Raw genomic sequence first — 24,903 nt, 5'->3', positions numbered from 1 at the left:
GAGGGTCCTTTCCTCAGGACGCGGCCGAACCGGCGTCCGCAGTATGATATTGTGCAATTCGGTCCACCTCGTTGGCGGAACCAAGGATGACCGGCACGCGCTGATGATGGCCCGTGGGCTGAAGATCGAGAATGCGACTATGGCCGTCCGTGGCGGCGCCGCCCGCTTGTTCCACCAAAAGCGCCATCGGGCTAGCCTCGTAGAGCAAACGCAGTTTTCCACCTGCTGCGCGGTTGCCGTCATCTACCGGGTAGAGGAACACGCCGCCGCGCGTCAGGATACGGTGCACCTCGGCCACCATCGACGCGGTCCAGCGCATGTTGAAATCGCGCCCGCACGGGCCGGTCATCCCAGCCGAGCATTCATCCACATAGCGCCGCACAGGTGCGTCCCATAGACGATAGCGCGAGGCGTTGATGGCGAACTCGGAAGTTTCCGCCGGGATCGTCATGCGCGGATGGGTCAAGCGGAAATCGCCGGTGCCGTATTCACAGGAAAACCCGTAGACGCCGCTGCCCACGGTCAGGACCAGCATCATGGTCGGGCCATAGATCGCGTATCCCGAACAGTGCTGCGCGTCCCCAGCCTTGAGCACATCGCGGTCGCCATCCGTGCCCACGGTACAGATCGAAAAAATCGAGCCGACCGACAGGTTCACGTCGATATTCGAGGATCCGTCCAGCGGATCGTAGAACAGGAGATAATCGCCGCCCTCCGGCTCCTTGAGCCAGACCGCGTCTTCACGCTCTTCGCTGACCAGCGCGGCAAGACGCGGCGAGCTTTCGCAGATCCGGGCAAAGACCTCGTCGGCGATCACGTCGAGCTTTTTCTGATCTTCGCCCTGCACATTGGTGTCCCCGGCAAGGCCGTGATTGCCTTCGAACGCCGCGTTGCGCAGCCGGTTGCCGATCACACGGCAGGCCGAGGCGATATCCTCGATCAGAAAAATGAGATTGGGATCAAGCCCGCCGGGCTCGGCATAGCGGGTCAGGAAGCGGCGCAGGGTGATCGGTTCGGACATGATCAGAAACTCATCGTCGCGCTCACGGCCCGTTGCCAGGCGGCATATTTTCGGTCGCGGTCCTCGGAGCTCATCGACGGCTCGAAGCTGCGCTCCAGCGCCCAGGTCGCGGCGAAGCCGTCCATGTCGGGATAGATCCCGGCGCGACTGCCTGCGAGCCAGGCCGCGCCAAGGGCGGTGGTTTCCAGCACCTTGGGCCGGTCCACGCGGGCGTCGATGATGTCAGAGAGGAATTGCATCGTGTAATCCGAGGCGCTCATGCCGCCGTCGACCCGAAGCACCGCGTCGCTTGCCCCGCCCATATCCGCCTGCATCGCTGCCAGAAGATCGCGGGTCTGGTAGCCCACGCTTTCCAGCGCCGCGCGGGCTAACTCTTCAGGCCCAGAGCCGCGGGTCAGGCCAAACACCGCCCCGCGGCATTCGGCGTTCCAATAAGGCGCGCCCAGCCCGGTGAAGGCCGGCACAAGCACCACGTTTTGAGCCGGATCTGCGACGTCTGCCAGCGGTTGGGTTTCCTTGGCCTCGCGGATGATCTTCAGCCCGTCGCGCAACCATTGCACCACGGCACCGGCGATAAAGATCGAGCCTTCCAGCGCATAGGTCGGCTTGCCGTCCAGCTGATAGGCGATGGTGGTGAGCAGCCGGTTTTGTGACCGAACGGGCGTGTCGCCCGTGTTGATCAGCGCGAAACAGCCCGTTCCATAAGTGGATTTCAACATCCCCGGTTCGAAACAGGCCTGACCCACGGTGGCCGCCTGCTGATCACCCGCGATGCCCAGGATCGGGATCGGGTGGCCGAAAAGATCGGCACGCGTTTCGCCGAAATCGGCGGCACAGTCGCGCACCTTGGGAAGCATGGACATGGGGATGTTCAGCCGGTCGCAAATCGTCCGTGACCAGCGCCCTTTGCGGATGTCATACAGCATCGTGCGCGCGGCATTGGTGGCGTCGGTGACATGCTGCTTGCCGCCGGTCAGGTTCCAGACCAGCCATGTATCGACCGTACCAAAGACCAGCTCTCCGGCCTCGGCCCGGGCGCGGGCACCTTCAACGTTGTCGAGTATCCACGCCAGCTTGGTGCCGCTGAAATACGGGTCCAGCAACAGCCCGGTGCGGTCTGTCACCACCTCTTCGAACCCATCGGCTTTCAGCGCCTTGCACATGGACGAGGTGCGCCGGTCCTGCCAGACGATGGCATTGTGGATGGGCTTGCCCGTGGCGCGGTCCCAGACCAGCGTGGTTTCGCGCTGGTTGGTGATGCCGATGGCGGCAATATCGGCTCCGCCGGATTTCTCGATGGCCGCCCGGCAGGTCGCCGCCGTGGTCGCCCAGAGATCGTCCGGGTCATGCTCGACCCAACCGCTGTCGGGGAAATACTGGGGGAATTCTTCCTGCGCCGAAGCAACGGCCTGCATTGCCGCGTCATACACAATCGCCCGCGTCGATGTCGTGCCCTGATCAATGGCCAGAATATGGGTCATGACCGCCTCTCCTTAAAGCGATGTAGCGATGCACCGAACCGGTGCGGAGTTTGTGGGGGATTGAATTGGCCGAGGCCCCGTAGGGCCCCGACCGGGGAGGAAGGCTTACTTCCAGGACGCGATCAACGCATCGTAGCTGACGGTCTGGGGCTCTTCGTCCTCGTTCTCAAGCTTGGCGTAAGGGGCGCCGGGCTGGGCGAACCAGTGCTCCGCATCCATCTCTTCGTTCAGCTTGGGACCGATGTCACCCTGGATACCGGCGCGCTCCAGACGCTCAAGAACTCGCTCCTGGTCGGCGCAAAGGCTGTCCAGTGCTTCCTGTGCGGTCTTGGCACCGGACATAGCATCACCGATATTCTGCCACCACAGCTGGGCCAGCTTCGGGTAATCCGGAACGTTGGTGCCGGTCGGGGACCATGCCACACGTGCCGGGGAACGGTAGAATTCCACCAGACCACCCAGTTTGTCGGCACGCTCCGTGAAGCTGTCATGCTGCACGGTTGATTCGCGGATGAAGGTCAGACCCACATGGGATTTCTTTACGTCCACGGTCTTGGAGGTGACGAACTGGGCATAGAGCCACGCGGCTTGCGCGCGATCCACCGGGGTGGATTGCATCAGCGTCCAGGAGCCAGCGTCCTGGTAGCCGACCTTCTGGCCTTCTTTCCAGTAGACGCCATGCGGGCTGGGTGCCATGCGCCATTTCGGCGTACCGTCCTCGTTCATCACCGGAAGACCCGGCTTGACCGTGTCGGCGGTGAAAGCGGTGTACCAGAACATCTGCTGGGCCACGTTGCCCTGGGCCGGGATCGGGCCTGCCTCGGAGAAGGTCATGCCTGCGGCGGCGGGCGGCGAGTACTTGTTCAGCCACTCGATGGCTTTTTCCACTGCGTAGACAGCTGCCGGAGAGTTGGTTGCACCGCCACGGGCCACACAGGAACCGGTCGGCTGGGAGTTTTCGTTCACACGAATGCCCCATTCGTCAACGGGCAAACCGTTGGGCTCACCCACGTCTCCCATGCCAGCCATGGACATCCACGCATCGGTGTAGCGCCAGCCTAGCGAGGGGTCTTTCTTGCCGTAGTCCATGTTGCCAAAGACTTCGCCTTCGACACCCAGATGCGACAGGTCGCGCCCGGTGAAGAATTCCGCGATGTCCTCATAGGCCGACCAGTTGACCGGAACGCCGAGATCGTAGCCATAGGCCGCTTTGAAGTCCTCTTGGTTTTTGGGGTCATTGAACCAGTCATAGCGGAACCAGTAGAGGTTCGCGAACTGCTGGGTCGGCATCTGGTAGACTTTGCCATCCGGACCGGTGGTGAAGCTCAGGCCGATGAAATCTTCCAGATCCAGGGTCGGCAGAGTCACCGCCGCGCCTTCGCCTGCCATCCAGTCGGTCAGGTTGCGCACCTGCTGGTAGCGCCAGTGGGTGCCGATCAGGTCGGAGTCATTGACATAGGCGTCATAGATGTTTTCGCCCGACTGCATCTGCGTCTGCAGCTTCTCGACCACGTCACCTTCGCCAATCAGGTCATGTGTGACTTGGATGCCGGTGATCGCGGTAAAGGCCGGGGCCAGCACCTGAGATTCGTACTCATGCGTGGTGATGGTCTCGGAAACGACTTTGATCTCCATGCCCTCGAACGGCTTGGCAGCGTCGATGAAGAACTGCATCTCCGCTTCCTGCTCGGCGCGGCTGATCGACGACAGATCGCCGATTTCCGCATCGAGGAACGCTTTGGCGGCGTCCATGTCGGCAAAGGCAGGTCCCGCAAGGACCAGCAGCGCCGCTGTGGTGGATTTGAGGTTGAGGTTCATTGGTTTTGTCCTCCCATTTTGAACCGATGAATGAGGAAGTTCGAGACGTGGACGGGTCTCCTCCTGTCCCGGCCACGGGTGCCTGTGGCTACACCCAGCGGAACACCGCGGCGGCGTAGATCAGGCAGACGATGAGGGCGTAAGGTTGTTGCGCCCCAACGATCCCGAGCCAGGCCAGATTGATAAAGGCCGAGCCCAGAAGGGTGATGAAGAGCCGGTCGCCCCTCGTGGTTTCGATCCGCAGAATGCCCGTGCGGGGCGTTTCCGGGAATTTAATGGCCAACACCGTGAAGGTGATCAGCAGCGAGGCGATGACGGCGAAGAAGATCGCGGTCGGCCAGGTCCATGCCATCCAGTCCATTGGAAATCCTCCCTTTCTTCAGGCTTACACGCGACCCAGGGCAAAGCCCTTGGCGATGTAGTTGCGGACGAAGTAGATCACGAGCGCGCCGGGCACGATGGTCAGGATACCGGCAGCCGCCAGCACGCCCCAGTCGATGCCCGATGCCCCTTGGGTCCGGGTCATGATCGCGGCGATGGGTTTCGCATCCACGGTGGTCAGCGTGCGGCTCAAGAGCAGTTCCACCCATGAGAACATGAAGCAGAAGAACGCGGCGACCCCGATTCCGCTGGCAATCAGCGGCGTGAAGATCTTCACGAAGAAGGCGCCAAAGCTGTAGCCGTCGATATAGGCGGTCTCGTCGATCTCCTTGGGCACGCCGCGCATGAAGCCTTCCAAAATCCACACCGCGAGCGGCACGTTGAACAGGCAGTGCGCCAGCGCCACGGCGATATGGGTGTCAAAGAGGCCCACCGACGAATAGAGCTGGAAGAACGGCAGCGCGAAAACCGCGGGCGGTGCCATCCGGTTGGTCAAGAGCCAGAAGAACAAGTGCTTGTCGCCCATGAAGTGATAGCGCGAGAAGGCATAGGCTGCAGGCAGCGCCACCGCGAGGCTGATCACCGTGTTCAGCGTCACGTAGATCAGCGAATTCACATAGCCCATGTACCAGGCCGGATCGGTCAGGATCGTGGCGTAGTTGGCGAATGTCAGGTCACGCGGGAACAGAGTGAACTCGTTCAGGATCTCGGTGTTTGTCTTCAGGCTCATGTTCAGCAGCCAGTAGATCGGCAGCAGAAGGAACAGGAGATAGAGGGTCATCACCACGAGACTGCTGTTGATCTTGGGCAGAGACAGCCCGCGGGATGAGAATTGGTTTACGGTCATATCGGCCATGGATCAGCCCTCCCGCTTTTCGAGGTTGGTCATCACGGTGTAGAACACCCAGGAGATGAGAAGGATCACGAGGAAATACATGATCGAGAAGGCCGCGGCCGGTCCAAGGTCGAACTGTCCCAGCGCCATCTTGACGAGGTCGATCGACAGCAGCGTGGTTGCGTTGCCGGGGCCACCGCCGGTGACGACGAACGGCTCGGTATAGATCATGAAGCTGTCCATGAAGCGCAAGAGGATCGCGATCATCAGCACGCCCATCATCTTGGGCAGTTCGATGAAGCGGAACACCTTCCAGCGCGACGCCTGGTCGATCTTGGCCGCCTGATAATAGGCGTCGGGGATCGACTTCAGACCGGCAAAGGCCAGCAGCGCCACAAGCGAGGTCCAGTGCCATACATCCATGACGATGATCGTGACCCAGGCCGCTAGAATGTCCTGCGTGTAGTTGTAGTTGATGCCAAGCGCGTCCAGCGTGTAGCCCAGCAGGCCGATATCGACGCGACCAAAGATCTGCCAGATCGTGCCGACCACGTTCCATGGAATGAGCAGCGGCAGCGACATCAGCACGAGGCAGAAGGACGACCAGAAGCCCGATTTCGGCATGTTCAGCGCCACGAAGATGCCCAGCGGGATCTCGATGGCCAGGATGATGCCCGAGAACATGAGCTGACGGCCAAGCGCGTCCCACATGCGCTCCGAGCGCAGCATTTCTTCGAACCATTCAAGCCCGGCCCAGAAGAACTGGTTGTTTCCAAACGTGTCCTGAACCGAGTAGTTGACCACGGTCATCAGCGGGATCACCGCCGAAAAGGCCACCAGAAGCAGCACAGGCAAGACGAGAAACCATGCCTTTTGATTGACTGTCTTTTCCATTACTTCGCCCCCTCCCCGGACGAGTGCGCCACGGGGCGCGCGATTTGTGCGGATGCCTGATCGAGGAAACGGTCAACCATTTGGATCTGGCGTTCCATGATCTGTTGCGGTGTCAGGATCGGACGGCCCTCCATCACGCGGCCTCCCGTTGACGCGCCAGTCATTGGCGTAAACATTGACGCGGTTCGCATCGAATGTGACCCGGTTCATATCAGCGCTGATATGGTCGTCTTCGCCCGCGATGATATTGATATCGCTGCCAAAGAACTCGGCGCGGATGATCTTGTGACGGCCCACATCCTCGACACGGCGCACCTTGACCGGCAGGCCTTCGGACTGCGACAGGCGCGCGAATTCCGGGCGTACGCCGATCTCGACCTTGCCATCCAGCGGCTTGTAGCCCTGCGCGAGCTCGACATAGGAGCCGTTCACATAGGCCTTGTTGCCGTCGATCCGCGCCGGGATCACGTTCATGCCGGGCGAGCCGATGAAATAGCCGACGAAAGTATGCTCGGGACGCTCGAACAGCTCTTCGGGCGTGCCGATCTGCACAACGCGACCGTCATACATGACCACAACCTTGTCGGCGAAAGTCAGCGCCTCGGTCTGGTCATGGGTGACGTAGATCATGGTGTGCCCGAAATCATGGTGCAGCTGCTTCAGCTGGGTGCGCAGTTCCCATTTCATATGCGGGTCGATCACGGTCAGCGGCTCGTCAAACAAGAGCGCGTTCACGTCCTTGCGCACCATGCCACGGCCCAGCGAAATCTTTTGCTTGGCATCGGCGGTGAGACCGCGCGCCTTTTTGCGCAGCATGTCTTCCATGCCGATCATGCGGGCGATTTCCTGAACGCGCTCCGCGACATAGCTCTCGTCCCTGCCACGGTTGCGCAGCGGGAAGGCAAGATTGTCATGCACGGTCATCGTGTCGTAGACGACCGGGAACTGGAACACCTGGGCAATATTGCGTTCGGCGGTGGGGGCGTGTGTCACGTCCTTGCCATCAAACAGGATGCGGCCCTGGCTCGGGTGCAAAAGCCCCGAGATGATGTTGAGCAGCGTGGACTTGCCACAGCCCGACGAGCCCAGCAGCGCATAGGCTTCGCCGTCGGTCCAGTCATGGTTCAGTTCCTTCAGCGCAAAGTCATCTTCGCTGCCCGGATTGGGCAGGTAGGAATGCGCGAGGTTATCAAGTGTGATCTTGGCCATGGTTCCCTCCCTCAGGCCGCGAGCGCATAAGCGGCAGGTGCCACCAGCTTGCCGTCTTCGCCAAAAATGTAGACATGGCGGGGGTCCAGCCAGACATCGAGCCGCGCGCCCAGCTCCAGCTCATGCACACCATGGATCAGACCGACCCAGCGCTCGCCGAAATGGTCGAGATGCACGAAGGTCTCCGACCCGGTCAGCTCGGTCACCGACAGTTTGGTGGCGAATTGCATGACATCCGGAGAATGCTGATTGATTTCCAGATGGTTCGGGCGGAACCCGGCGGTGTAACGGCCATCGGCCAGTTCCGCGAGCTTGCCTGTCGCCGCCGCGCTCTGACCGTCGCCGAACATGATCCGGTTGCCGGTCTTGGAAATCGGCAGGAAGTTCATCGGCGGGTCCGAGAACACCCGCGCCGTGGTGGCATCCACCGGCTGGCGGTAGACCGACGGGGTCGGGCCGAACTGGGTGATGCGGCCTTCGGACAGGGTGGCGACATTGCCGCCCAGCAGAAGCGCCTCCTCGGGTTCCGTGGTGGCGTAGACAAAGATCGAGCCGGAAGCTTCGAAAATTTTCGGAATCTCGACCCGCAGCTCTTCGCGCAGCTTGTAGTCGAGGTTCGCAAGCGGCTCATCGAGCAGCACCAGACCGGCATTCTTGACCAGCGCCCGCGCCAGCGCACAGCGCTGTTGCTGACCGCCTGACAACTCCAGCGGCTTGCGCTCCAGCATCGGGGTGAGCTTCATCAACTCCGCGGTTTCGCGCACGCGGGTGTCGATCTCGGCCTTGTTCACGCCCATCAGCTTCATCGGCGAGGCGATGTTGTCATACACGCTCATCGACGGGTAGTTGATGAATTGCTGATACACCATCGCGACCTTGCGATCCTGAACCCGCTGTCCGGTCACATCCTGATCGTTCCAAAAGACCTGCCCCGTGGCGGGCACATCAAGCCCGGCCATCAGCCGCATCAGCGATGTCTTGCCCGACAGGGTCGGTCCAAGCAGCACATTCATCGTGCCTTTTTCCAGCGTCAGATCCGTCGGGAAGATATGGGTCTGCCCCTCGACGGTCTTTGATACGCCTCTCAGTTCCAGCGTCATCAGGTCCTCCTCCTTATTCCGCCGCCGCGGGTGATGGATGGCGGCGCTGCGCCATCCAGTCGTCAAGTGCCTGGACCTGCTCTTTGCTCAAACGCAGTCCCAGTTTGTTACGCCGCCAGATCACGTCTTCTGCCGTGCGCGCATATTCATGTGTCATAAGCCAAGCGATCTCGGCCTCAGTCAGCGTGGCGCCAAAATCCTGACCCATATCAGAAGCTTGCTCCGCATTGCCAAGGATGTCGGAGGCTTCCGTGCCGTAGGCGCGTACCAGCCGCCTGGCCCAGAAATCGCTCAGGAACGGGAAACGGGATTGCAGATCGGCCATCAGGCCCGCCACGCCATCCACCGGGAAATCGCCACCAGGCAGGGGAACGCCCGCAGTCCATTTGCCCTTGGCCAGCGTCAGGTGCTCCCCGATTTTGTCCATCGCGCTTTCCGCGAGACGGCGGTAGGTTGTGATCTTGCCGCCAAAAATATTGAGCACCGGCGCGCCCGCGCTGGTATCGACCTTTAGCGTATAGTCCCGCGTCGCCGCCGTGGCGCTGCTAGCGCCGTCATCATAAAGCGGACGCACCCCGGAATAGGTCCAGACCACATCATCGCGGGTCAGTTGCTGTTTGAAATACTGGTTGGCAAAGCCCAGCAGGTAGTCCTGTTCCTCGGGCGTGCATTCCGGTTTGACCGACGGGTCGGCATGTTCCGCGTCGGTGGTGCCGATCAGGGTGAAATCGGTCTCATAGGGGATCGAAAAGATGATCCGCCCGTCGGTGCCCTGAAAGAAATAGCACTTGTCGTGATCGTAGAGTTTGCGGGTCACGATGTGGCTGCCGCGCACCAGCCGCACACCTTCGCGCGAGTTCAGCCGCACTTTGGTCTGGATGATGTCGCCAACCCACGGACCACCGGCATTTACCAGCATCCGGGCATAAAAGGTTTGCAGATGGTTGTTTTCGGTATTGCGCGTTTCGATGCGCCAGATGCCGTTTTCGTTGGTCGCGCTGACCACCTGCGTGCGGGTCATGATATGTGCACCACGCGCTTCGGCGTCACGGGCATTGAGCACGACAAGGCGCGAATCCTCGACCCAGCAATCGGAATATTCATAGGCTTTGGCAAAGCGATCCTGCAGCGGCGCGCCCTCGGTGGTGCCGGTCAAATCCAGCGTTGCCGTGCCGGGCAGGATTTTGCGTCCGCCCAGATGGTCATACATGAACAGCCCCAGCCGGATCAGCCATGCGGGCCTACGCCCTTTCATCCAGGGCATGAACAGGCTGAGGAGTTTCGAGGTTGGCGTATCCGACTCAAAACGCATATCCTTATGATATGGAAGCACAAAACGCATCGGCCAGCTGATATGCGGCATCGCCTTCAACAGTGTTTCACGCTCGATCAGCGCCTCGCGCACCAGCCGGAATTCGAAATATTCGAGATAGCGCAGCCCGCCGTGAAACAGCTTGGTCGACGCCGAAGATGTGGCGGAAGCAAGGTCGTTCATCTCGGCCAGCGCCACCGTCAGCCCACGGCCCGCCGCATCCCGGGCGATACCGCAGCCATTGATGCCGCCACCAATGATGAACAGGTCAGTGATTTCCGTATCGTTCGGGTGTTCCACGCGATTCTCCTCCAAGCGCGTTGTGCCACATTTGTGGCGAAATCACCGACATATCGCAACAACTATTTTTTCGTTTGTGTTCGGTTTTACACTTTTACCCGTTTATCAAAGGCTTATCTGGCGTAAATCCGAGCGATTACAGCCAGCACAGCGCCAAACAGAAGAATTTTTATTGCCTTTTCATTCGTTTTTCGCGATTCTCCTACCCCAAACCGGCATGGACCCGGCCACAAACGAACATTGGTGAAAAGGAAGATCATGTCGCAAACATTCCGCCATCCCGAAATTCTTGAGATCGCGCGTCGTGAAGGCAAGGTGACGGTCGAAGGGCTGGCCCGGCATTTTGACGTTACACTGCAGACCATTCGCCGAGACTTGACCGACCTTGCCGATGCGGGTCGGCTGGAACGGGTGCATGGCGGGGCGGTCTTGCCGTCAGGCACGACCAATATCGGCTATGAAGAGCGCCGTGCCCTCAAAGCTGAAGAAAAACGCGCCATGGCCCGCGCCTGTGCCGCCGAGATCCCCAACGGCATTTCGCTGTTTCTCAATATCGGCACGTCAACCGAGGCCGTCGCACAGGAACTGATGCATCATGAAAACCTCATGGTGGTCACGAACAATATGAACGTGGCCAACATTCTTGCCGGCAACAGGGACTGCGAAATTATCGTGACAGGTGGCCAGCTGCGGCGCGCCGATGGCGGTCTGGTCGGCAATCTGGCCACGGAGACCATTCGCCAATTCAAATTCGATCTGGCGGTGATTGGTTGTTCCGCGCTCGACGTCGAGGGCGATTTGCTGGATTTCGACATTCAGGAAGTGACCGTCAGCCAGGCCATCCTGCGCCAATCCCGCAAAACCTATCTGGTAGCCGACCAGTCAAAGCTGTCGCGCAGCGCCCCGGCGCGGATTGCGTCGCTCGCCGATATCGACACATTTTTTACGGATAGGCCGCTGCCCAGAGATTTGGCTGCGTCATGTGACGCGTGGCGGACAAAGATCGTCGTCGCTGATCAGTAACGCCGCATGCCATAGCGCGCCCCGAAATCGGGAAGGCGCCGCAACGCGGGACGTGGCCAGCTGCGGCCGCAGCTTTCCGTTTTTCATTGGCATATCTATAGCTTCTCATATGCAGCGAATGGCAGGAAAGCGGGTTGCCACCGCAGCATTTTCAGGAGGTGCACTAGGGCGGCTATGGGCCGATTCTGTTGAAAAACTCTGCAACCGGAAAATCGCCTCAAAATTTTGGAACAGCGTTCCCGCATGTCACCCTTGGGCAAGCTGTGTTTGAGCGATGTAGCTTTCGCGGGAGGATGTTCTGCAGATTTGCTTCTTCTTTGCTGCACACCGACTTTTTCAACACAATCAGCCCAAGTCGGACATTGGATGTGGTCGGTCAGGCTCTGAACGTCGCCATCCCGCCATCCAACAGCCTTAATAGCTCATCTGAAACGGGCGACGGCTTGCACAAGTCGAATACATGCAGATCAATCCCAATATCGGCGACTGGCCTTACCAATATCTCGGCATTATCAGATTCGAAAAAATACACCCCTCCGCCCAATTCAGCGGGAGCGCCAAAACACCGGCATGCCTCCGCAAAAAACGCCTCAGAATTTGATGAGACCGAACTCAGCGCACGGCCTTCTTTCGTCAATCTTTGCCCGAAGAAACGCAAGGCGAAGGAAATGAGGCTGATATCACCATATGGGCTACGGGCAAGCTCTCGCTTCGCCTTGTTTCTTCGCAGCGAATAGTTTGCTGTTGGACAGGGGGAATGAGCTTGATGTGATTTCAGTATTGTAAAATATGATCGCGCATCACGCGTTTCCATGAAACTGATCCCTTCGATCGAAGGGTCGATATCGCTCAGATCCTTCAATTCAAGGTGATACTGGCAGGGCTCGGTTGGCTTCATTTTCCCTTTGTCAGCGACCAGTGCCTCGAAAACGTTGCTGGCAGAGATATCTGCGAGGAAACCCAGGAACGACTTTACCTCTTGGCCAAGCGGAGCTTTGAAAACGGTTTCTGCCTGATGCAGAAGTTCTGCACGCTTGTGCGTTCGGGGAATCGTAACTCCGTGTTTCGCCTCCACCATGTCATGTAGCGCATTGAAATGCCCGCAATGATCCTTGGCGCCTAATCCAATAAAAAATCCCACTGTATGGCACCTCGTTGCCGGTTGCGTTCGGCTCACATAAGGACCGTCTCTGCCGTTCTCACAACCCGGTCTTTAGCAGATTCCCGAACGCAATATGCATCTCGCGATCTTTATCGGACATCGTGTCGCCAATGCGCCAAGTGGTGATGCGCAGCGTTTTCGTTGGGCCCACAGAGATCGTATTCACATAGATATTGGATCGGCCATTCACCGACCCACGTGCTGCATAAACATAATTGCCGCTTGAAACCTTCCCCGACTTCAAAAGAGCGAAGTCTTGGGATTCTTTACCATCTGACTGGGCCATGAGGCGTGCGGCGTGCTCGCTTTCCACCCCGTTATCTGTGCCCCCGTCAAAAAACCCGAGGCTCCCGGCAAAACCATCTTCTGTGTTGTAGAAGAGGGCGCTATCCGCCTTGTCTTCACGCAGCTCCCATGACGTGCCCGCGACACATATCGAAATATCCAGCGGCTCGTTAAGACGCATACAAGCATAAGCTGGTTTTAAAGGCAGGCACAGACCGCACACAACGAACGCCACCTTCGGAAGGCTGGCTTTCTCGATTATGGTATTCAACAGTGACATTTCGGCGGATACAATTTCACATTTTCAACAAGAGATTGAGGTCTCAGGGTATCATCATCGTGTTGGCCGAGCAATCTGCATTGCCATTTGACGCATGAAGTGTAGTCGCCCATTTTCGACCGGCAGCTCCGCCCCGCTTTGCCGACCTTCACCCTCCGAAAATGCTGCACCCATGCACGAATGTCCGGTCTGGTGAAGCTGCATTACGGCATCGCACCTGACGGCGGCGGTCGGCTCAGGGCCGTGAGAGACTTGGGCGATCGGTCAATTCCGACCGCAACATTGCTTGTATTTGCGGCCCGACCCACAGGAGCATGGGTCGTTCCGCCCGGGCCGGGGACCGGCGTTGAACGGCATCTCGGAACGATTTGCGGGCTCCATGCGGGAAAGCTCGGGACGAGACTGATAGAGTATCGTCGCAACGCAGTTCGGGATCAGATTGGGTGCTTCAAGGTCGATTTCGTCGATCTCCTCATCCGTGAACTTGCTGTGGCCAGTGTATATTTCCTGAAGCGCCATCAAGAAGATCATCGTCGTCCGCGTCTCTTCGTCGGCCTGAGCGAGCAGTCGATCCCAAGCATCCGGTCTTAGCCCCATAGCGCGAGTGAAGCCATCGATCCAAGGCTCCCACATCACCTCATCACTGTTGGGGTCAACCTCGTAGATGGGTTCGATCCAAGGTGAGCGGGTCATCGCCTCCGCAACCGAGTTGTAGTGAGCCATGACCGCACCGACCGTGGCTTCGGCGGTTTTCTGATCGGGAAAATTTGCCTCACCTGTCTCTCCCCAGACATGGGACATCCATTCCGAGGGCGGGATCATATCCGGGCACGCAAGAACACCGACTACATAGCCATCAAGTTCACTGAGCGTCATGGGCATGTTCTCGATGGGCAGCGCATGCAACAGCGCGCTGAGACGCTCGAGTTCCTGATCGGACTGGTCCATAAATACCTCCCGGTGTTGCTCGGAATTTTTTACTCTGCGCGACGCCAACCCGCAATCCGCGCGAAGCCTGCTTCAAGCTCGGACAGGAAGATTGCTGCAGGCACCCCGAATGTCCGCAGTGGTGAAGCCGCGACGTAGCATCAGATCGTCGCGCCAACGTCTGCAAAGGGCCGTTGGCTCCTATTCTACGGTGCGGTAATGGGAGGTGGCTTTCTTCTCTTGCCCGACAGCGCATTGCCCGCAATCGCCGCGAGCAGAACTGCGCCGCCGATCAGGGTATTTTCGGTCGCGGTTTCCCCCAGAAACAGCCACACCCAGAGTGGGCCGAGCAGGACTTCGGCCAGAGACAGCAGAGCGAGCTCTGCTGCCGGGAGGCTGCGCGAGCCCAGCGTGTAGAGGATCAGACCGGCGCCGACCTGGAATACCCCCATACCCATCGCAATGCCGCCATCACTGGGGCTCAATACGATTGAGAGCCCGAGGCCGAGGCATATGGCCAAAGTAATTACGATCGCGAAGAGACCCGACAGGAAGACTGCCGGTAGCATCTCCCCTGTGCGGCCCCATCGCAGCGCCACGGTGAAAACGGCAAACCCGAAGGCTGATCCAAGTGCTGCAAGGCTGCCCTTCAGGGCGACGCCGCCGGACTTGCCGGCGACCATGATCGCGATCCCGCCGATTGCGACGGCGATCGCTATCCAGGTTGCCGCGCGAACGGGTTCTCGCAACACGATCCATCCGAGTACTGCAGCCATAAACGGTGCTGTCGCGAACAAGAGCATCGCATTCGCGACCGAGGTGTTCTGGATCGCGTAGATGCCGCCGGAATAGGCCGCGACCAGTGAAAGCCCTGCGATGATGGCAGGGGCGCCGATACGGCGGATCTGAACAAACGGGCTTTCGCCAGACCGCACGCGGATAAGCACGTAAAGAAACAGCGACATGCTGATCGACCGATAGAGCAGAATCTGCCACACGACAGCATCTTCGATCAGGCGAATGCCAAGGCCGACGGTCGACCACAAGACCCCCGCCGCAAAGACGAAGAGCACACCGTACTTGTGGGCGTCCGCATGAGAAGAGGAGGGTGAGATAGATTTCATTTCGGGCCAATCGAAGTGGTCACTCCAGGCAAGTTAGCTTCTCAGCCAGAGTTTGTATTACTCATATGCGACATTGGCGCAGAATGCTGGGCGCGGTCTTGCCTAACCTAAGAATGCTGCGTTGTGTGCGAATGGCCGTTCTGGTGACGCTGCTGCAAAGCATTCAACACATCAGCCAGCGGCGGCTCAGGGCCGATCTCACCCCAACCGCTTCGCCCGTTCAGCAACTCTCTGAACCATCGAAACAGTCGCACCGCCTGCCTGCCGTATCCCAGCTCCCGCAATTTCAGCGTTCGACCTGGTCCCAAACCGTGCCCGCGCCCGTGACCCTTTGGTGCCAATTAAGCCCTTTGCGAACCCGCCGGGACCCGGAATGCTTGGCGGTCCGGCCATCATGAAGTTGCCTGAGATAGAGCGCACGATCAGCGGGGTGGCGATGATCATGCCGCCAGCGAGGAACATCATCATGAAGAAGGGCACCAACGCGCCGATGTTGCTAGCGCCTGAGGGATCACCGAGTTCAGTCATCAGCGAGCGCGACATTCCGACGACGGTGGAAAACACGCCCGCGATCACGAGAGGGTAGAGCGCGTAGGATACTGTGCTCGACAGCCAGCGGTGGAAATAGTCCTTGCTGACGTCGAACAGCGAAAGCGCGATCATGATTGGCGCGATGCCGATCATGAAGGCCAGCATGATCTTCGCGAAGATCAGAACTAGGCCGCAGAGCGCGCCGATGACGCCCAAAAGGAATGCACCTATCGCGCCGATCAGGGCTCCGGCCATCCAATGCATGTTGTCACCGGCCGCGTTCAGGTAGTCGCCAAATTCCTCGATGAGATCGTCGAAGGCCCCGGCAAAGTAGGATGCACCGGCACCGCCACCGCCAAGCCCTGCCACCATGCCACCCGCGAGTTGGTCTAGCCCATCGATCAGCGCGCTCGCCACCGCGTTGAATTGGACCCAGTTCATTGCGAATAAAGAGATCAGCATGAGCTTGAGGGCGAACCAGAAGGCGGTTCGCCCATCCATGGATTTGTACTGAAACACCATGTTGAGGAAGACGCCGATCACGGCGAGCGTCGAGGCGACTGCAACGATGCCGCCAAGCTGACCGGCGACGTTGCCAAAAGTGGTTTGGGCCGCGTCGTCCAGAAAGTTGTCGGTTGTCTCAACCATCCAGGTGACAACGCCCATCGGATCTTCCTCGCTTTGTTTTAGGCGTTGTCACCAGTGCGACGTTTCATGAAGGCCTTCAGGATGTGTTCGCCGTCGAAATCCGGCACGACGGAGACCAACTCCCAACCATCCTGACCAAGAGCCGTCAGCTGCGCTTCGATCTTTGGCGGCTTTGTATTGGCGGTGTTAATCTGTTCAATCTTGTATTCAAACATGGGCTGTTTCCTTTGGATGGGCCGGATCAATCGGCAGGTAGAATTCGGTGATGCCGCGCGCGCCTTCATGGCGACCGGCCTGGATGATCACATCGATCGAGCGGGTGATATAGTCGTTCATGTCCTGGTAGGTCATAGGCACGTCGGTTTTCAGGGCGGCGATGGCGAGGCGCTGGACCGCCAGCTGAGGGGTTTCAGCGTGGAGCGTGGTGAGAGAGCCGCCATGCCCGGTGTTGATGGCCTCAAGGAAGGTCATCGCCTCTTTGCCGCGTACTTCGCCTAGGACGATGCGGTCCGGCCGCATGCGAAGGGTGGAAGTCAGCAGGACGTCAGCGCTGCGCGTGGCTTCGTCGCGGTCAGACATCAGCGTGACGACATTGGGCTGTGTTGGACGCAGCTCCGCGGCCTCTTCGATCGTGATGATACGCTCGTCGGCGGGCACGAAGGAGAGGATCTTGCGCGCTGTGACGGTCTTGCCGGTCGAGGTCCCGCCGGACACGATCATGTTGAGCTTGTGCGTGACGCAGAACTTGATCGCGGCGTCGATGTCTCCGGTGGCCACGACATCGCGCAGCTCGGCATTGCGCTTGCGTCTTGCACCTTCATTGCTGCGCTCTTTTCCGAAGAGATAAGACAGTTTGATCTGATCCAATGGAAGGTCCGCAAAGAACCGCAAAGAAATCGCGTAATCGCCCTCAACTGCTGGAGGCTGGACGACTTGCGCGCGGATGGGGCGGTCGCGATAAGTGATGCTGACCGACACGATCGGCTTGGTCCGGCTGAGCGTGGTGTTGGCGGCGGAAGCAATCTGATTGCCCAAGTCTTTGATCTCGTTCTGCGAGAGCTGTCGACTGACGGACCGCATGAAGTGATCGCCCTGAAACTCGGCCCACAGCGTGCCGTCGGGGTTGATGCAAAGCTCGATCAGCTTCGGATCACGCGCCTTGGGGATCTTGTCCATTGAGCTTTGCAGATAGCTGGCCGCCATGATCAGAAAATCTCCAGATCGCGATCGACCATCACGGTGACACGGGCACCTTGATCGACATAGATCACGGGCGAGACGGAGAGGTATTCGCCGATCACGCTTTGCGCGCTGTCTTGCAGGTCTTCGCCAATGCCTTCCAGAACATCAGAGGTGATCTCATCTTCGGTGTTCTGGGCTGCCACGGCGGGCAAGGCTCCGATCAGCGATATCAGTGCGGCTGACCCGAACCGCGTGCCAAAGCGGCTGTCGACGAAACCGGTTGTGCCGGAGCGCCCCAACTCATCACCGCCGAAGGCGCTGATTTCGACGGTCTGGTTGCTGGGCAGAATGATCCGATCCCAGGCGATGGTCACGCGTCGTTGCGCTATGTCGAGGCCGGATTGATACCGCCCGATCAGGCGCGCCCCGCGCGGGATCAGTATCTGTGAGCCGTCATAAGCGTGGACATCTTCCGATACCATCGCGCGAACCTGACCGGCGAGCGAGCTGTCGATCGCGGTCTCAAGCACCGCCTGGATCATCGTGCCCTGAACTACCGTATTTGACGGGTTCACAATCAACTGGGCTTGCGTCACCTCAGCAGGTTCAGCGCCGTTGCGGACAAAGTCTGTGTCACCATCAAGCCGCCGTTGCTGCGTGGCGGTTTCATTGTTGCCGCTGCCCGAGCCGCCGAAAGCAATGATTGGGCTGGCGATACGGGCTTGCAGCTCTTCAAGTTCGGCTTGCCGCCGCCGTTCCAGCTCCTGAAGGCGCAGTTCCTCGGCCGTCGGGCCGGTTGGTGCAGGCGAGCGCGGGGCTTCCAGGCGTGCAAGCTCAAGATCGTTCTGCAGGCGCTGGATTTGCCGCGCACGTTCTTCCAACTCTTCGCGCAAGGCGGTTTGCGTTGCTTCTGCCTCGCTGCGCAGGGCGTCGATTTCTGCGCCCAAGGTATCCAGTGCCTCGAGGTCGACAGTTGGGGCTTCAGGTGCTGGCGCGTTGCGCAGTGCTTCAAGTTCGGCCCGCATAGCGGCCATTTGCGCGCGCAGCTGTTCTGTTTCTCTGTCTGCTTGCGGCTCCGGCGGTGGGGTTGTGTCTATCGGTGCAGGCGTGGGCTCGAGCGCACCAAAGCCCGGTCCCGCCGCCTGGAACTCATCCGGTGAGGCGGTTTCCAGGCTGTCGGGTTCAGAGCTGCCAGAGAACAGCAGCAAGAGACCACCAAGGACTGCGATTGCCCCAATGCCCAGGGCGATGGCGACAAAAGATGGCCGCGCTTTTAGGTTTTGTGGTTTTCCTTCAAGCGCTTCGAGGCGCTTCTTAAGCTCAGCTGTTTCACTCATCTTGGTTTGCCTCGCTCATCTCTTGGACGCAGATCTCGTCCTCCCCAAGCCTGAGAACCCATCGATCGCTGACACCTGACACACGGATCACGCCATCTGGTCGGGCTAGAGCATTCACGCTGCGCTCGTTGCCACCGGACCAGCGAAAGATCGCTGGCAGCGGCGCGTTTGCGGCAAAGCGGAAATAGGTGAAGGTGCCATCGTCCCAGATTTCGCGCGGTGTGATCTCGGACCGTGCGCTGACGCCATAGGCGTGGTTTGCAGGTTTGCTTGCGGCAACTCGAGACTGCTGGGGGGCAGAATCGGGATAGGTGAAACGGATGACATAGAACGTCGGTGAGCTCGCCTCGGTCACGTTGAAGTAATAGCTGCGCCGGTTGGTGTAGACGGTGATGTTGGTATGCGCGCCGCGCGAGACTGGTTTGATCGCAAAGGCCTGACCGCCGGGCACGCCGTCCAGGAGAAACCCTTCAGTGTCGCCCGCGATGATCGAGCGGATGGTCTCGCCCTGGCCGAATTCAATGCTGGTCACGTGGGTCAGGCTGGTGCGGATGCGGTAGACCTGCCCATCTTGATAGGTAGCCAGCCGGACACGGGCATCAAAGGGGCCTTGGCGCGGCTGAGTCTCCGCATAGGCGGTGCCAGCAATCGGAAAAATGAGGGCGAGGATCAGGAACAGGCGGCGCATGGGTTACTCCAGACGATCCGAGCGGATCGCGTATTCGGTGACGGTGAAGCCGAAAGGGTTCTGCCAGACATCGTCGATCGACCGGCTATTCTCGGGCCTAAACTCGAACATCAGCGTTGCGGTGAAGAGCCCGTTTTGATTGCCGCGCGGCGTGCTGAGGCGTTTACGTAGGCGCACCTGGGCACGGTTGGCGCTGATATGGGTGATCGACAGAACCTCGACATCGAGGCGCGCATCTGTGCCGTAGCTGTCGGGCGGATAGGCTTCGTGGCCGCTGGTCCATAATGCGCGCAGCCCTGCAGCTGCCGCGCTGTCCGACTGGTCCAGGACCCGCCGCACACGCACATCATTGTCGAGCTGATTGTATGTCTCTCGATCGATGACATAGCGGTAGACCTGCGCCTCGATGATAGCGGGGCGTTCCGTGAGTGAGACCGCTTCAACCACGGCATTGGGGAGGGCCATGCCGGTTTCGCTATCAAAGGGCACGATCATGGGCGGCGGGTCCACGTCGAACAGAGCGACAAGAGCAGCGGCGAGACAACCTGCCATGCCAAACGCCATGCCTGTCAGCCCCAATTTCTGCCACATGAGCTCGCGTCGTCTTGCGCCGTAGACGAGCTCTTCTTCGATGATTTCGGCCTCGCTGTTCATGTGGTCAGTCCGCGCGAAGCTCTGGCAGGGTGAAGTCCATGTAGCGGCGCTCTTCGGCCAGCGTGGCGGCATCCACCACGCCGGATTGACCTGCGCCGACAGTCTGAATGGCTTCGAGCTCCCACATGCGTGTCATGGCGATGGCCAGCTCAGCGGTGACACGGGTGTTGTGATCGACGGCTTCCTTGAGCGTTTCCATGTCCGGGATCAGCGAGACCAGCTGCTCGACCCGTTCAAGGGATTGCGCGGCCTCTTCATAGCTGTTTTCAGCGGCCGCCGACATCACAGCCCCAGTGCCTGCCTGGCTGGCAATGCGCTCCGCCCCAGGATTGCCGCTGTTGGCCATGTCGGAAAGGCTGTCTTGGTCAAAGCCCGCATCTTCCAAAGCCTGCGTCATGCGTCCTTCCATCTGAGGGGCCGCATTGCCGATTAGGCCGCTGAAATCGCCGCTTTGGATTTGCCGAATGGTGCCAAGGAGGTCGCCGAATTCCTGATCGAGAAGCCCGTCGAGATCACCACCCATGGCCATCTCGATAATATCCGTCGCGCCAGTCAGGGCGTCGTAAGTCTCATTGAGTGTGTCGAGTTGCTGCTGCACGAGATCGAGTTGTTCGAGAAGTGTGTCGAGCTGGTCGGTCTGGATCCCGAAATCCTCCAGCATCTGCTGCAGCTGACGAATTTCCTGGGCGATGTTGCGTGTGTCGACAGTCGGAACACCTTGGGCAGACACAGGTGAAGCAACCAACAGCGCGCAAGTGGCAACGGTGGATAGAAAGCGGGTCATCGGAGTGCCTCCAGATCGAATTGCATGAAGTCTTGTTCGCGGGCCTGCGCGGCCGCCATGGCCAGCTCTGCCGCGCTAAGCGGGCGGGTATGGGCGGCCTTGAGGCGTGTGCGGATCGCGATCAGGCGAGCAAGTTCAGCCCGCGCGTAGGTGTTGAGCGACATGGCCGCGTGAATGTCATCTGTCTCACCAATGCGGGTGATGATGTCCTGCACGCGAAGCGCGGCCGCTTGCACCGAGACCAAGGAGTAGTCGCCATAGACCCCTGCGCCGAACGAGGTCAGGCTCATCGTGGAGTTGGCAAGCAAGACAGGATCAATCGTGCCAAGCGCATCGACGCCGCCGACGCGGGCAAGGTAAAGGTTGTAGCGCTCCGGTATCACCTGAATGTAGTGTTGGGTTTCGGCAAATGGCGGCACGCCGCCGTAGCGCTGCACATTGCCAGGACCGGCATTGTAGGCGGCCAGCCCGTGAATGATGTTGCCATCAAACATGGCCAGCATCTGGGCCAGATAGCGCGCGCCGCCAGCGACCTGGATGTAGGGATTTTCATAATAGGCCGGATAAATCCCGAGATCCTGCGCGGTGCCGGGCATGATTTGGGTCAGGCCGAATGCGCCGACAGGGGAGCGCGCGCCGATGGCGAAACGGCTTTCTTGCCAGATCAGCGCCTGCAACAGGCAGCGCCACTGCTTGGGCGATAGGCCAGCTGCGCGCACGCCAGACATATGGTGCGTTTCCTGAGAAGCGCGAATGATCAGCTCTTCAATCGACCCCGAGGCATCGCCGAACATCTGGGCTGCGCCGGGGTTTGGGTCGACCGAACCATAGAGCGTGTCTGCGGCGCTTTCAGGTGATGAACCAGCTTCCAAGTTCGCGACTATTGCGCCTGAGTTCCCGCTGGCCAACGTCGTGGCATCGAGGATGTCTTCTAGCGCTTGGAGTTGTTCCTGCTCGAGCGCTTCGAGCCCTTCTTCTTTGGTCAGCCGGTCTCGCTGCAGCGCCAGATCTTGTTCGCCCTGCTGCAACACGCGCTCGCGCTGCAGAAACATGCCCGCATCGAATGTGGGCACGCCTTGGGCAAAGGCCAATGGCGCAGCGAAACAGGCAAGGCCCGCAAAGATATGCAGGCGGAACTTAGTCACTGAGAATGCCAATCGGCCCGAGCAGCTCGAAATTGCAGTTACTGCGGCTGACCTGGGCAAAGGAGTTGAAGCATTCGGCTTCTGACGGCCGGTATTCCGCACAGGCTGTCAGGGTCAAAAGGGTGAGGGCCAGTACGCCAAGTCTACGCATTAATCTGTCTCCAAAAATCGGGGTTCTGGCGATAATCCGCGCCGACCAGCGCTTCGCCTTTTTCCATGCCGCCAAGGATCGTGAGGTAGGGGCCAAGGGCGCTCAGATCAGCGTCGATCACAACCGAGCCTTGATCATCGCGTACCAGCGCCAAACGGGAGTTGCTGCCCGTGCCGAGCAATACGCTGAGCTCTTTTTCGGTTAGCCCCAGCATGGTGTAATCGCTGGCCGAAGCGCGGATGTTAGGAAGCAAAAGTTGCGTCGGCACAGCCTCGACAATCGTTTTGCCAGTGCGAGTTTTCTCAAGCTGGCTCGCGTATTGGGTCATCATCACGACAACCGCGTTCTGTTTGCGCGCTGTGACCAGCCAGTTGCTCAGCCGGTCTGCGAAATACGGATTGTCGAGCGCCTTCCACGCTTCATCGATAATGATCAGCGTCGGCTTGCGATCCTCGATCACGCGTTCGACCCGCCGAAACAGGTAGGAGAGGACCGCCATGCGTTCCTTTTCGCTTTCGCTGTCGAGTATGCCGGTCAGGTCGAACCCGACGACATCACCATCGAGCGAAAAGGTGTCCTCAGAGCTTTGCCCGAAAATCCAACCGTAGCGACCATTTGCGGTCCATTCCTGAATCCGCTCGAACAGATCGCCTTCATCCGCCCCAGCGACAAAGAGTGAGGCCAAATCCTGCCAGTTGCGAAGGGCAGCATCGCTCGCCCCGGCGTTCTGGCGCACCACCTCTTGGATGCGGTTGATCTGAACCGGGCTCAGTGGCTTGTCGGCGCGATGCAACAACGTGGCCAGCCAATCAGAAAGCCAGGCTTGCCCGCGCCCATCGATTTCGGTGCGCAGCGGGTTCAGGCCGGTTGCTTCACCCGCCTTGATGGCGCTGTAGCGCCCGCCATTGGCCCGCACGGCCATTTCCATGCCAGCGCGATAGTCGAAGACGAAGACGCGCGCGTCGCAGCGACGGGCTTGGGTCATGAGGAAGGCCGACAACACCGATTTGCCTGAGCCAGGACGGCCGAGGATCAAAGTATGACCACCGGTCGGCTCTTTGTCTGGCTGACCAGCCTCATGGTAGTTGAACAAGAAACCAGATCGTTCAGGTGTCGGGAAGAGAGTGATCGGCTTGCCCCATGGGACTTTGTGTCCGGGTTTGCCCAATTGACCGCGATGCAGCGCTGCGAGGTCGGCAAAGTTCGTGTTCGTGATGGCGGCCTTGCGGCTGCGCATCTGTCCGTTGCCCGGATGCTGCGCGAAATAATGGGTCCGAGCCGCGAAGCTCTCATTCACCAGATTGACGCCTTCACTGGCGGCGATGTTGCGCACCTCGGCCGCGATGGCTTCCAGTTTTTCTTCGGTCTCGGCGAAAACCGTGACCGTCATGTGATGATCGCCGAAGCTGAGACGCTTGGATTCCAAATCATCTAGCGCGTCGACCAGTTCTTCGGCGAGGGAAATCGCGCCATCATCGCTGGCCTTCATCAGGCGCTGTTGGCGTTTGATCCGGCTGGCCATGATGTTGCTGTTTATCGGCGTGAAGGAATGTGTGACCACCATGTCGACAGGCAAGTTCAGCTCATCGAACATGGTGCATCTGGTTTTGGCTGGATAGGTCTTGATTGCAAAACTCGCACCAAACCGCTTGCCCGCGGTTCCATCGTCCAGCGTAAAGCCTCGCCCCTGAAACGTGACGCGCGTGTTGGCGACATCTTCGGCAATGACGCCAAATCGCGATTTGGCGAACAGCGGCCGTTCCTGACCAATATTGAGCGCCCCGAGGAACCCGAGCAGTTCGCCGCTCTCAGCCCCAAGCAGGCGCGGGTTCGTCTCTGCAAAGGACGACAGTAGAAACCCGACGACTTCCTCGAGCTTACGCAGTTGCTTCGCTGTCTGGTCTTTCATCTGTGCGATGGAGTCTGAACGTTTCAGACGCAGCCGCGCGCCGAGGGGAGGGCGTTTCAGCACTGTGAGCGTGAGCGTCTTGTCCCGCAGGCCTGTCCGCGCCATCGCCGTTTGCCAGCGGGCGTCCAACGCTCTGGCAAACCCTTCCTTGGGCACCGGTGGCAATGCTGTCTCGATCGCTTTTGAGACTTTGTGAACGTAGAAACTGTATTCTGGCCCAATCTGCGCAATGATCGCCGCGAAAAGCGCGCGGACCTTCTCCAGATGCGCGTCATCGCTGGTCATGCTGTTGACGCCATCAAGGCGGATGCACTGGAACAGCGCATTTCCGCGTGTGCGGATCGTCACACCATTCACGAGGCTGACATAGGGCAGCATGCTGGCCATCGGGCGCTCTTTGCGCGCCCAGTCCGGCAGCGTTTCAAGATCATCCGAGGGGTCACGGAGCATAGCTGTCCCCCGAATGGATCTTGCGGTTCGGGGTGGGCGGCGTTTCCTGCAGGGCAGTGACCATCACCTCAAGAAAGGCCGGATCCCAATCGGCTGCTTTCCACAGTGCGGGATAGGCCAGAGCGGCGATGATGATCACCGGCCAGCTCTGGACCCAGAGAAACAGCAACACAAACCCGAACAGCCAGACCATGGCGTACATGATCGGCAAGCCGATGAGCTTTGGCGGCCGGATCAGACCGAGGAAGAGGCGGGTTTGCGTTGCCATGTCG

The 24,903-nt window shown here is 59.5% G+C and carries 24 protein-coding genes; 1 reads left to right on the top strand and 23 read right to left on the bottom strand.

What is annotated here, in order from left to right:
• Positions 1 to 13 precede the first annotated feature (13 nt).
• From IE188_RS03340 to glpD, 9 genes are all read right to left on the bottom strand, one after another.
• Positions 14 to 1,021 carry a class 1 fructose-bisphosphatase gene (locus IE188_RS03340; protein ID WP_095587544.1) on the bottom strand — a complete coding sequence of 336 codons (1,008 nt, stop codon included), beginning with the start codon at positions 1,019 to 1,021 and terminating at the stop codon, positions 14 to 16.
• Positions 1,022 to 1,023: 2 nt separating this feature from the next.
• Positions 1,024 to 2,502 carry a glycerol kinase GlpK gene (gene glpK, locus IE188_RS03335; protein ID WP_191285026.1) on the bottom strand — a complete coding sequence of 493 codons (1,479 nt, stop codon included), beginning with the start codon at positions 2,500 to 2,502 and terminating at the stop codon, positions 1,024 to 1,026.
• A 105-nt stretch (positions 2,503 to 2,607) separates the two neighbouring features.
• Positions 2,608 to 4,320, bottom strand: a complete 1,713-nt coding sequence (locus IE188_RS03330; RefSeq protein WP_095587542.1) for an ABC transporter substrate-binding protein — start codon at positions 4,318 to 4,320, stop codon at positions 2,608 to 2,610.
• A gap of 88 nt (positions 4,321 to 4,408) precedes the next feature.
• Positions 4,409 to 4,681, bottom strand: a complete 273-nt coding sequence (locus tag IE188_RS03325; protein WP_095587541.1) for a DUF2160 domain-containing protein — start codon at positions 4,679 to 4,681, stop codon at positions 4,409 to 4,411.
• Between the two features lie 24 nt (positions 4,682 to 4,705).
• Positions 4,706 to 5,548: a carbohydrate ABC transporter permease gene (locus IE188_RS03320; protein ID WP_407648171.1), complete on the bottom strand. Its 843-nt coding sequence runs from the start codon at positions 5,546 to 5,548 to the stop codon at positions 4,706 to 4,708.
• Between the two features lie 12 nt (positions 5,549 to 5,560).
• The gene (locus IE188_RS03315; protein WP_191285025.1) at positions 5,561 to 6,430 is read right to left on the bottom strand and encodes a carbohydrate ABC transporter permease; all 870 of its coding nucleotides are present in this window, start codon (positions 6,428 to 6,430) and stop codon (positions 5,561 to 5,563) included.
• 72 nt (positions 6,431 to 6,502) lie between these two features.
• Positions 6,503 to 7,639, bottom strand: a complete 1,137-nt coding sequence (locus tag IE188_RS03310; RefSeq protein ID WP_095587538.1) for an ABC transporter ATP-binding protein — start codon at positions 7,637 to 7,639, stop codon at positions 6,503 to 6,505.
• Between the two features lie 11 nt (positions 7,640 to 7,650).
• Entirely contained in the window at positions 7,651 to 8,739 is a 1,089-nt protein-coding gene (locus tag IE188_RS03305; protein WP_191285024.1) for an ABC transporter ATP-binding protein, read from the bottom strand.
• Positions 8,740 to 8,752: 13 nt separating this feature from the next.
• A complete protein-coding gene (glpD, locus tag IE188_RS03300; protein WP_095587536.1) occupies positions 8,753 to 10,351 on the bottom strand; it encodes a glycerol-3-phosphate dehydrogenase in 1,599 nt (532 codons plus the stop codon).
• A gap of 258 nt (positions 10,352 to 10,609) precedes the next feature.
• Here glpD and IE188_RS03295 point away from each other — a divergent pair, with 258 nt between their 5' ends.
• Positions 10,610 to 11,374 carry a DeoR/GlpR family DNA-binding transcription regulator gene (locus IE188_RS03295; RefSeq protein WP_095587535.1) on the top strand — a complete coding sequence of 255 codons (765 nt, stop codon included), beginning with the start codon at positions 10,610 to 10,612 and terminating at the stop codon, positions 11,372 to 11,374.
• Positions 11,375 to 11,750: 376 nt separating this feature from the next.
• On the opposite strand, the gene IE188_RS03290 is transcribed toward IE188_RS03295, so the two are convergent.
• The 14 genes from IE188_RS03290 to IE188_RS03225 form a co-directional block, all read right to left on the bottom strand.
• Positions 11,751 to 12,515, bottom strand: a complete 765-nt coding sequence (locus IE188_RS03290) for a hypothetical protein (RefSeq protein WP_162804693.1) — start codon at positions 12,513 to 12,515, stop codon at positions 11,751 to 11,753.
• 58 nt (positions 12,516 to 12,573) lie between these two features.
• Positions 12,574 to 13,101, bottom strand: a complete 528-nt coding sequence (locus IE188_RS03285) for a hypothetical protein (RefSeq protein WP_114963510.1) — start codon at positions 13,099 to 13,101, stop codon at positions 12,574 to 12,576.
• A 264-nt stretch (positions 13,102 to 13,365) separates the two neighbouring features.
• The gene (locus tag IE188_RS03280) at positions 13,366 to 14,049 is read right to left on the bottom strand and encodes a UPF0149 family protein (RefSeq protein WP_073061664.1); all 684 of its coding nucleotides are present in this window, start codon (positions 14,047 to 14,049) and stop codon (positions 13,366 to 13,368) included.
• 185 nt (positions 14,050 to 14,234) lie between these two features.
• Positions 14,235 to 15,152: a DMT family transporter gene (locus tag IE188_RS03275; protein WP_114963512.1), complete on the bottom strand. Its 918-nt coding sequence runs from the start codon at positions 15,150 to 15,152 to the stop codon at positions 14,235 to 14,237.
• 198 nt (positions 15,153 to 15,350) lie between these two features.
• Positions 15,351 to 16,349 carry a type IV secretion system protein gene (locus tag IE188_RS03270; protein ID WP_191285023.1) on the bottom strand — a complete coding sequence of 333 codons (999 nt, stop codon included), beginning with the start codon at positions 16,347 to 16,349 and terminating at the stop codon, positions 15,351 to 15,353.
• Positions 16,350 to 16,369: 20 nt separating this feature from the next.
• Positions 16,370 to 16,546, bottom strand: a complete 177-nt coding sequence (locus tag IE188_RS03265; protein WP_191285022.1) for a DUF4177 domain-containing protein — start codon at positions 16,544 to 16,546, stop codon at positions 16,370 to 16,372.
• Positions 16,539 to 17,534, bottom strand: a complete 996-nt coding sequence (locus tag IE188_RS03260) for an ATPase, T2SS/T4P/T4SS family (protein ID WP_191285021.1) — start codon at positions 17,532 to 17,534, stop codon at positions 16,539 to 16,541. The genes IE188_RS03265 and IE188_RS03260 overlap by 8 nt, the downstream gene beginning before the upstream one ends.
• 2 nt (positions 17,535 to 17,536) lie before the next feature.
• Positions 17,537 to 18,850 (bottom strand): TrbI/VirB10 family protein, encoded by a 1,314-nt coding sequence (locus IE188_RS03255; protein ID WP_191285020.1) that lies wholly within the window; start codon positions 18,848 to 18,850, stop codon positions 17,537 to 17,539.
• Entirely contained in the window at positions 18,843 to 19,538 is a 696-nt protein-coding gene (locus IE188_RS03250) for a TrbG/VirB9 family P-type conjugative transfer protein (protein WP_191285019.1), read from the bottom strand. Before IE188_RS03250 ends, IE188_RS03255 begins: the two co-directional genes overlap by 8 nt.
• Positions 19,539 to 19,541: 3 nt before the next feature.
• Positions 19,542 to 20,192: a virB8 family protein gene (locus IE188_RS03245; RefSeq protein ID WP_191285018.1), complete on the bottom strand. Its 651-nt coding sequence runs from the start codon at positions 20,190 to 20,192 to the stop codon at positions 19,542 to 19,544.
• Positions 20,193 to 20,196: 4 nt separating this feature from the next.
• Positions 20,197 to 20,976: a type IV secretion system protein gene (locus IE188_RS03240; RefSeq protein ID WP_191285017.1), complete on the bottom strand. Its 780-nt coding sequence runs from the start codon at positions 20,974 to 20,976 to the stop codon at positions 20,197 to 20,199.
• On the bottom strand, positions 20,973 to 22,121 hold the full coding sequence (locus IE188_RS03235) for a lytic transglycosylase domain-containing protein (protein WP_191285016.1): 1,149 nt from the start codon (positions 22,119 to 22,121) through the stop codon (positions 20,973 to 20,975). Before IE188_RS03235 ends, IE188_RS03240 begins: the two co-directional genes overlap by 4 nt.
• A 143-nt stretch (positions 22,122 to 22,264) precedes the next feature.
• Positions 22,265 to 24,631 carry a VirB4 family type IV secretion/conjugal transfer ATPase gene (locus IE188_RS03230; RefSeq protein ID WP_191285015.1) on the bottom strand — a complete coding sequence of 789 codons (2,367 nt, stop codon included), beginning with the start codon at positions 24,629 to 24,631 and terminating at the stop codon, positions 22,265 to 22,267.
• Positions 24,621 to 24,899, bottom strand: coding sequence for a type IV secretion system protein VirB3 (locus IE188_RS03225; protein ID WP_024096577.1), 279 nt, complete (start codon positions 24,897 to 24,899; stop codon positions 24,621 to 24,623). Before IE188_RS03225 ends, IE188_RS03230 begins: the two co-directional genes overlap by 11 nt.
• Between the last annotated feature and the right edge of the window lie 4 nt (positions 24,900 to 24,903).

The sequence above is a fragment of the Aliiroseovarius zhejiangensis genome, from assembly GCF_014656375.1.
In the GTDB taxonomy this organism is placed as follows: Bacteria; Pseudomonadota; Alphaproteobacteria; order Rhodobacterales; family Rhodobacteraceae; genus Aliiroseovarius; species Aliiroseovarius zhejiangensis.
Note: the sequence above shows the minus strand (reverse complement) of the source record. Positions and strands in the feature narration are given on the sequence as shown.

Bases quoted from the DNA above. Each gene is read 5' to 3' on its own strand.
- IE188_RS03340 (WP_095587544.1), bottom strand. From the start codon at position 1,021: ATGTCCGAACCGATCACCCTGCGCCGCTTCCTGACCCGCTATGCCGAG.
- glpK (WP_191285026.1), bottom strand. From the start codon at position 2,502: ATGACCCATATTCTGGCCATTGATCAGGGCACGACATCGACGCGGGCG.
- IE188_RS03330 (WP_095587542.1), bottom strand. From the start codon at position 4,320: ATGAACCTCAACCTCAAATCCACCACAGCGGCGCTGCTGGTCCTTGCG.
- IE188_RS03325 (WP_095587541.1), bottom strand. From the start codon at position 4,681: ATGGACTGGATGGCATGGACCTGGCCGACCGCGATCTTCTTCGCCGTC.
- IE188_RS03320 (WP_407648171.1), bottom strand. From the start codon at position 5,548: ATGACCGTAAACCAATTCTCATCCCGCGGGCTGTCTCTGCCCAAGATC.
- IE188_RS03315 (WP_191285025.1), bottom strand. From the start codon at position 6,430: ATGGAAAAGACAGTCAATCAAAAGGCATGGTTTCTCGTCTTGCCTGTG.
- IE188_RS03310 (WP_095587538.1), bottom strand. From the start codon at position 7,639: ATGGCCAAGATCACACTTGATAACCTCGCGCATTCCTACCTGCCCAAT.
- IE188_RS03305 (WP_191285024.1), bottom strand. From the start codon at position 8,739: ATGACGCTGGAACTGAGAGGCGTATCAAAGACCGTCGAGGGGCAGACC.
- IE188_RS03295 (WP_095587535.1), top strand. From the start codon at position 10,610: ATGTCGCAAACATTCCGCCATCCCGAAATTCTTGAGATCGCGCGTCGT.
- IE188_RS03285 (WP_114963510.1), bottom strand. From the start codon at position 13,101: ATGTCACTGTTGAATACCATAATCGAGAAAGCCAGCCTTCCGAAGGTG.
- IE188_RS03280 (WP_073061664.1), bottom strand. From the start codon at position 14,049: ATGGACCAGTCCGATCAGGAACTCGAGCGTCTCAGCGCGCTGTTGCAT.
- IE188_RS03275 (WP_114963512.1), bottom strand. From the start codon at position 15,152: ATGAAATCTATCTCACCCTCCTCTTCTCATGCGGACGCCCACAAGTAC.
- IE188_RS03270 (WP_191285023.1), bottom strand. From the start codon at position 16,349: ATGGGCGTTGTCACCTGGATGGTTGAGACAACCGACAACTTTCTGGAC.
- IE188_RS03265 (WP_191285022.1), bottom strand. From the start codon at position 16,546: ATGTTTGAATACAAGATTGAACAGATTAACACCGCCAATACAAAGCCG.
- IE188_RS03260 (WP_191285021.1), bottom strand. From the start codon at position 17,534: ATGGCGGCCAGCTATCTGCAAAGCTCAATGGACAAGATCCCCAAGGCG.
- IE188_RS03255 (WP_191285020.1), bottom strand. From the start codon at position 18,850: ATGAGTGAAACAGCTGAGCTTAAGAAGCGCCTCGAAGCGCTTGAAGGA.
- IE188_RS03250 (WP_191285019.1), bottom strand. From the start codon at position 19,538: ATGCGCCGCCTGTTCCTGATCCTCGCCCTCATTTTTCCGATTGCTGGC.
- IE188_RS03245 (WP_191285018.1), bottom strand. From the start codon at position 20,192: ATGAACAGCGAGGCCGAAATCATCGAAGAAGAGCTCGTCTACGGCGCA.
- IE188_RS03240 (WP_191285017.1), bottom strand. From the start codon at position 20,976: ATGACCCGCTTTCTATCCACCGTTGCCACTTGCGCGCTGTTGGTTGCT.
- IE188_RS03230 (WP_191285015.1), bottom strand. From the start codon at position 24,631: ATGCTCCGTGACCCCTCGGATGATCTTGAAACGCTGCCGGACTGGGCG.
- IE188_RS03225 (WP_024096577.1), bottom strand. From the start codon at position 24,899: ATGGCAACGCAAACCCGCCTCTTCCTCGGTCTGATCCGGCCGCCAAAG.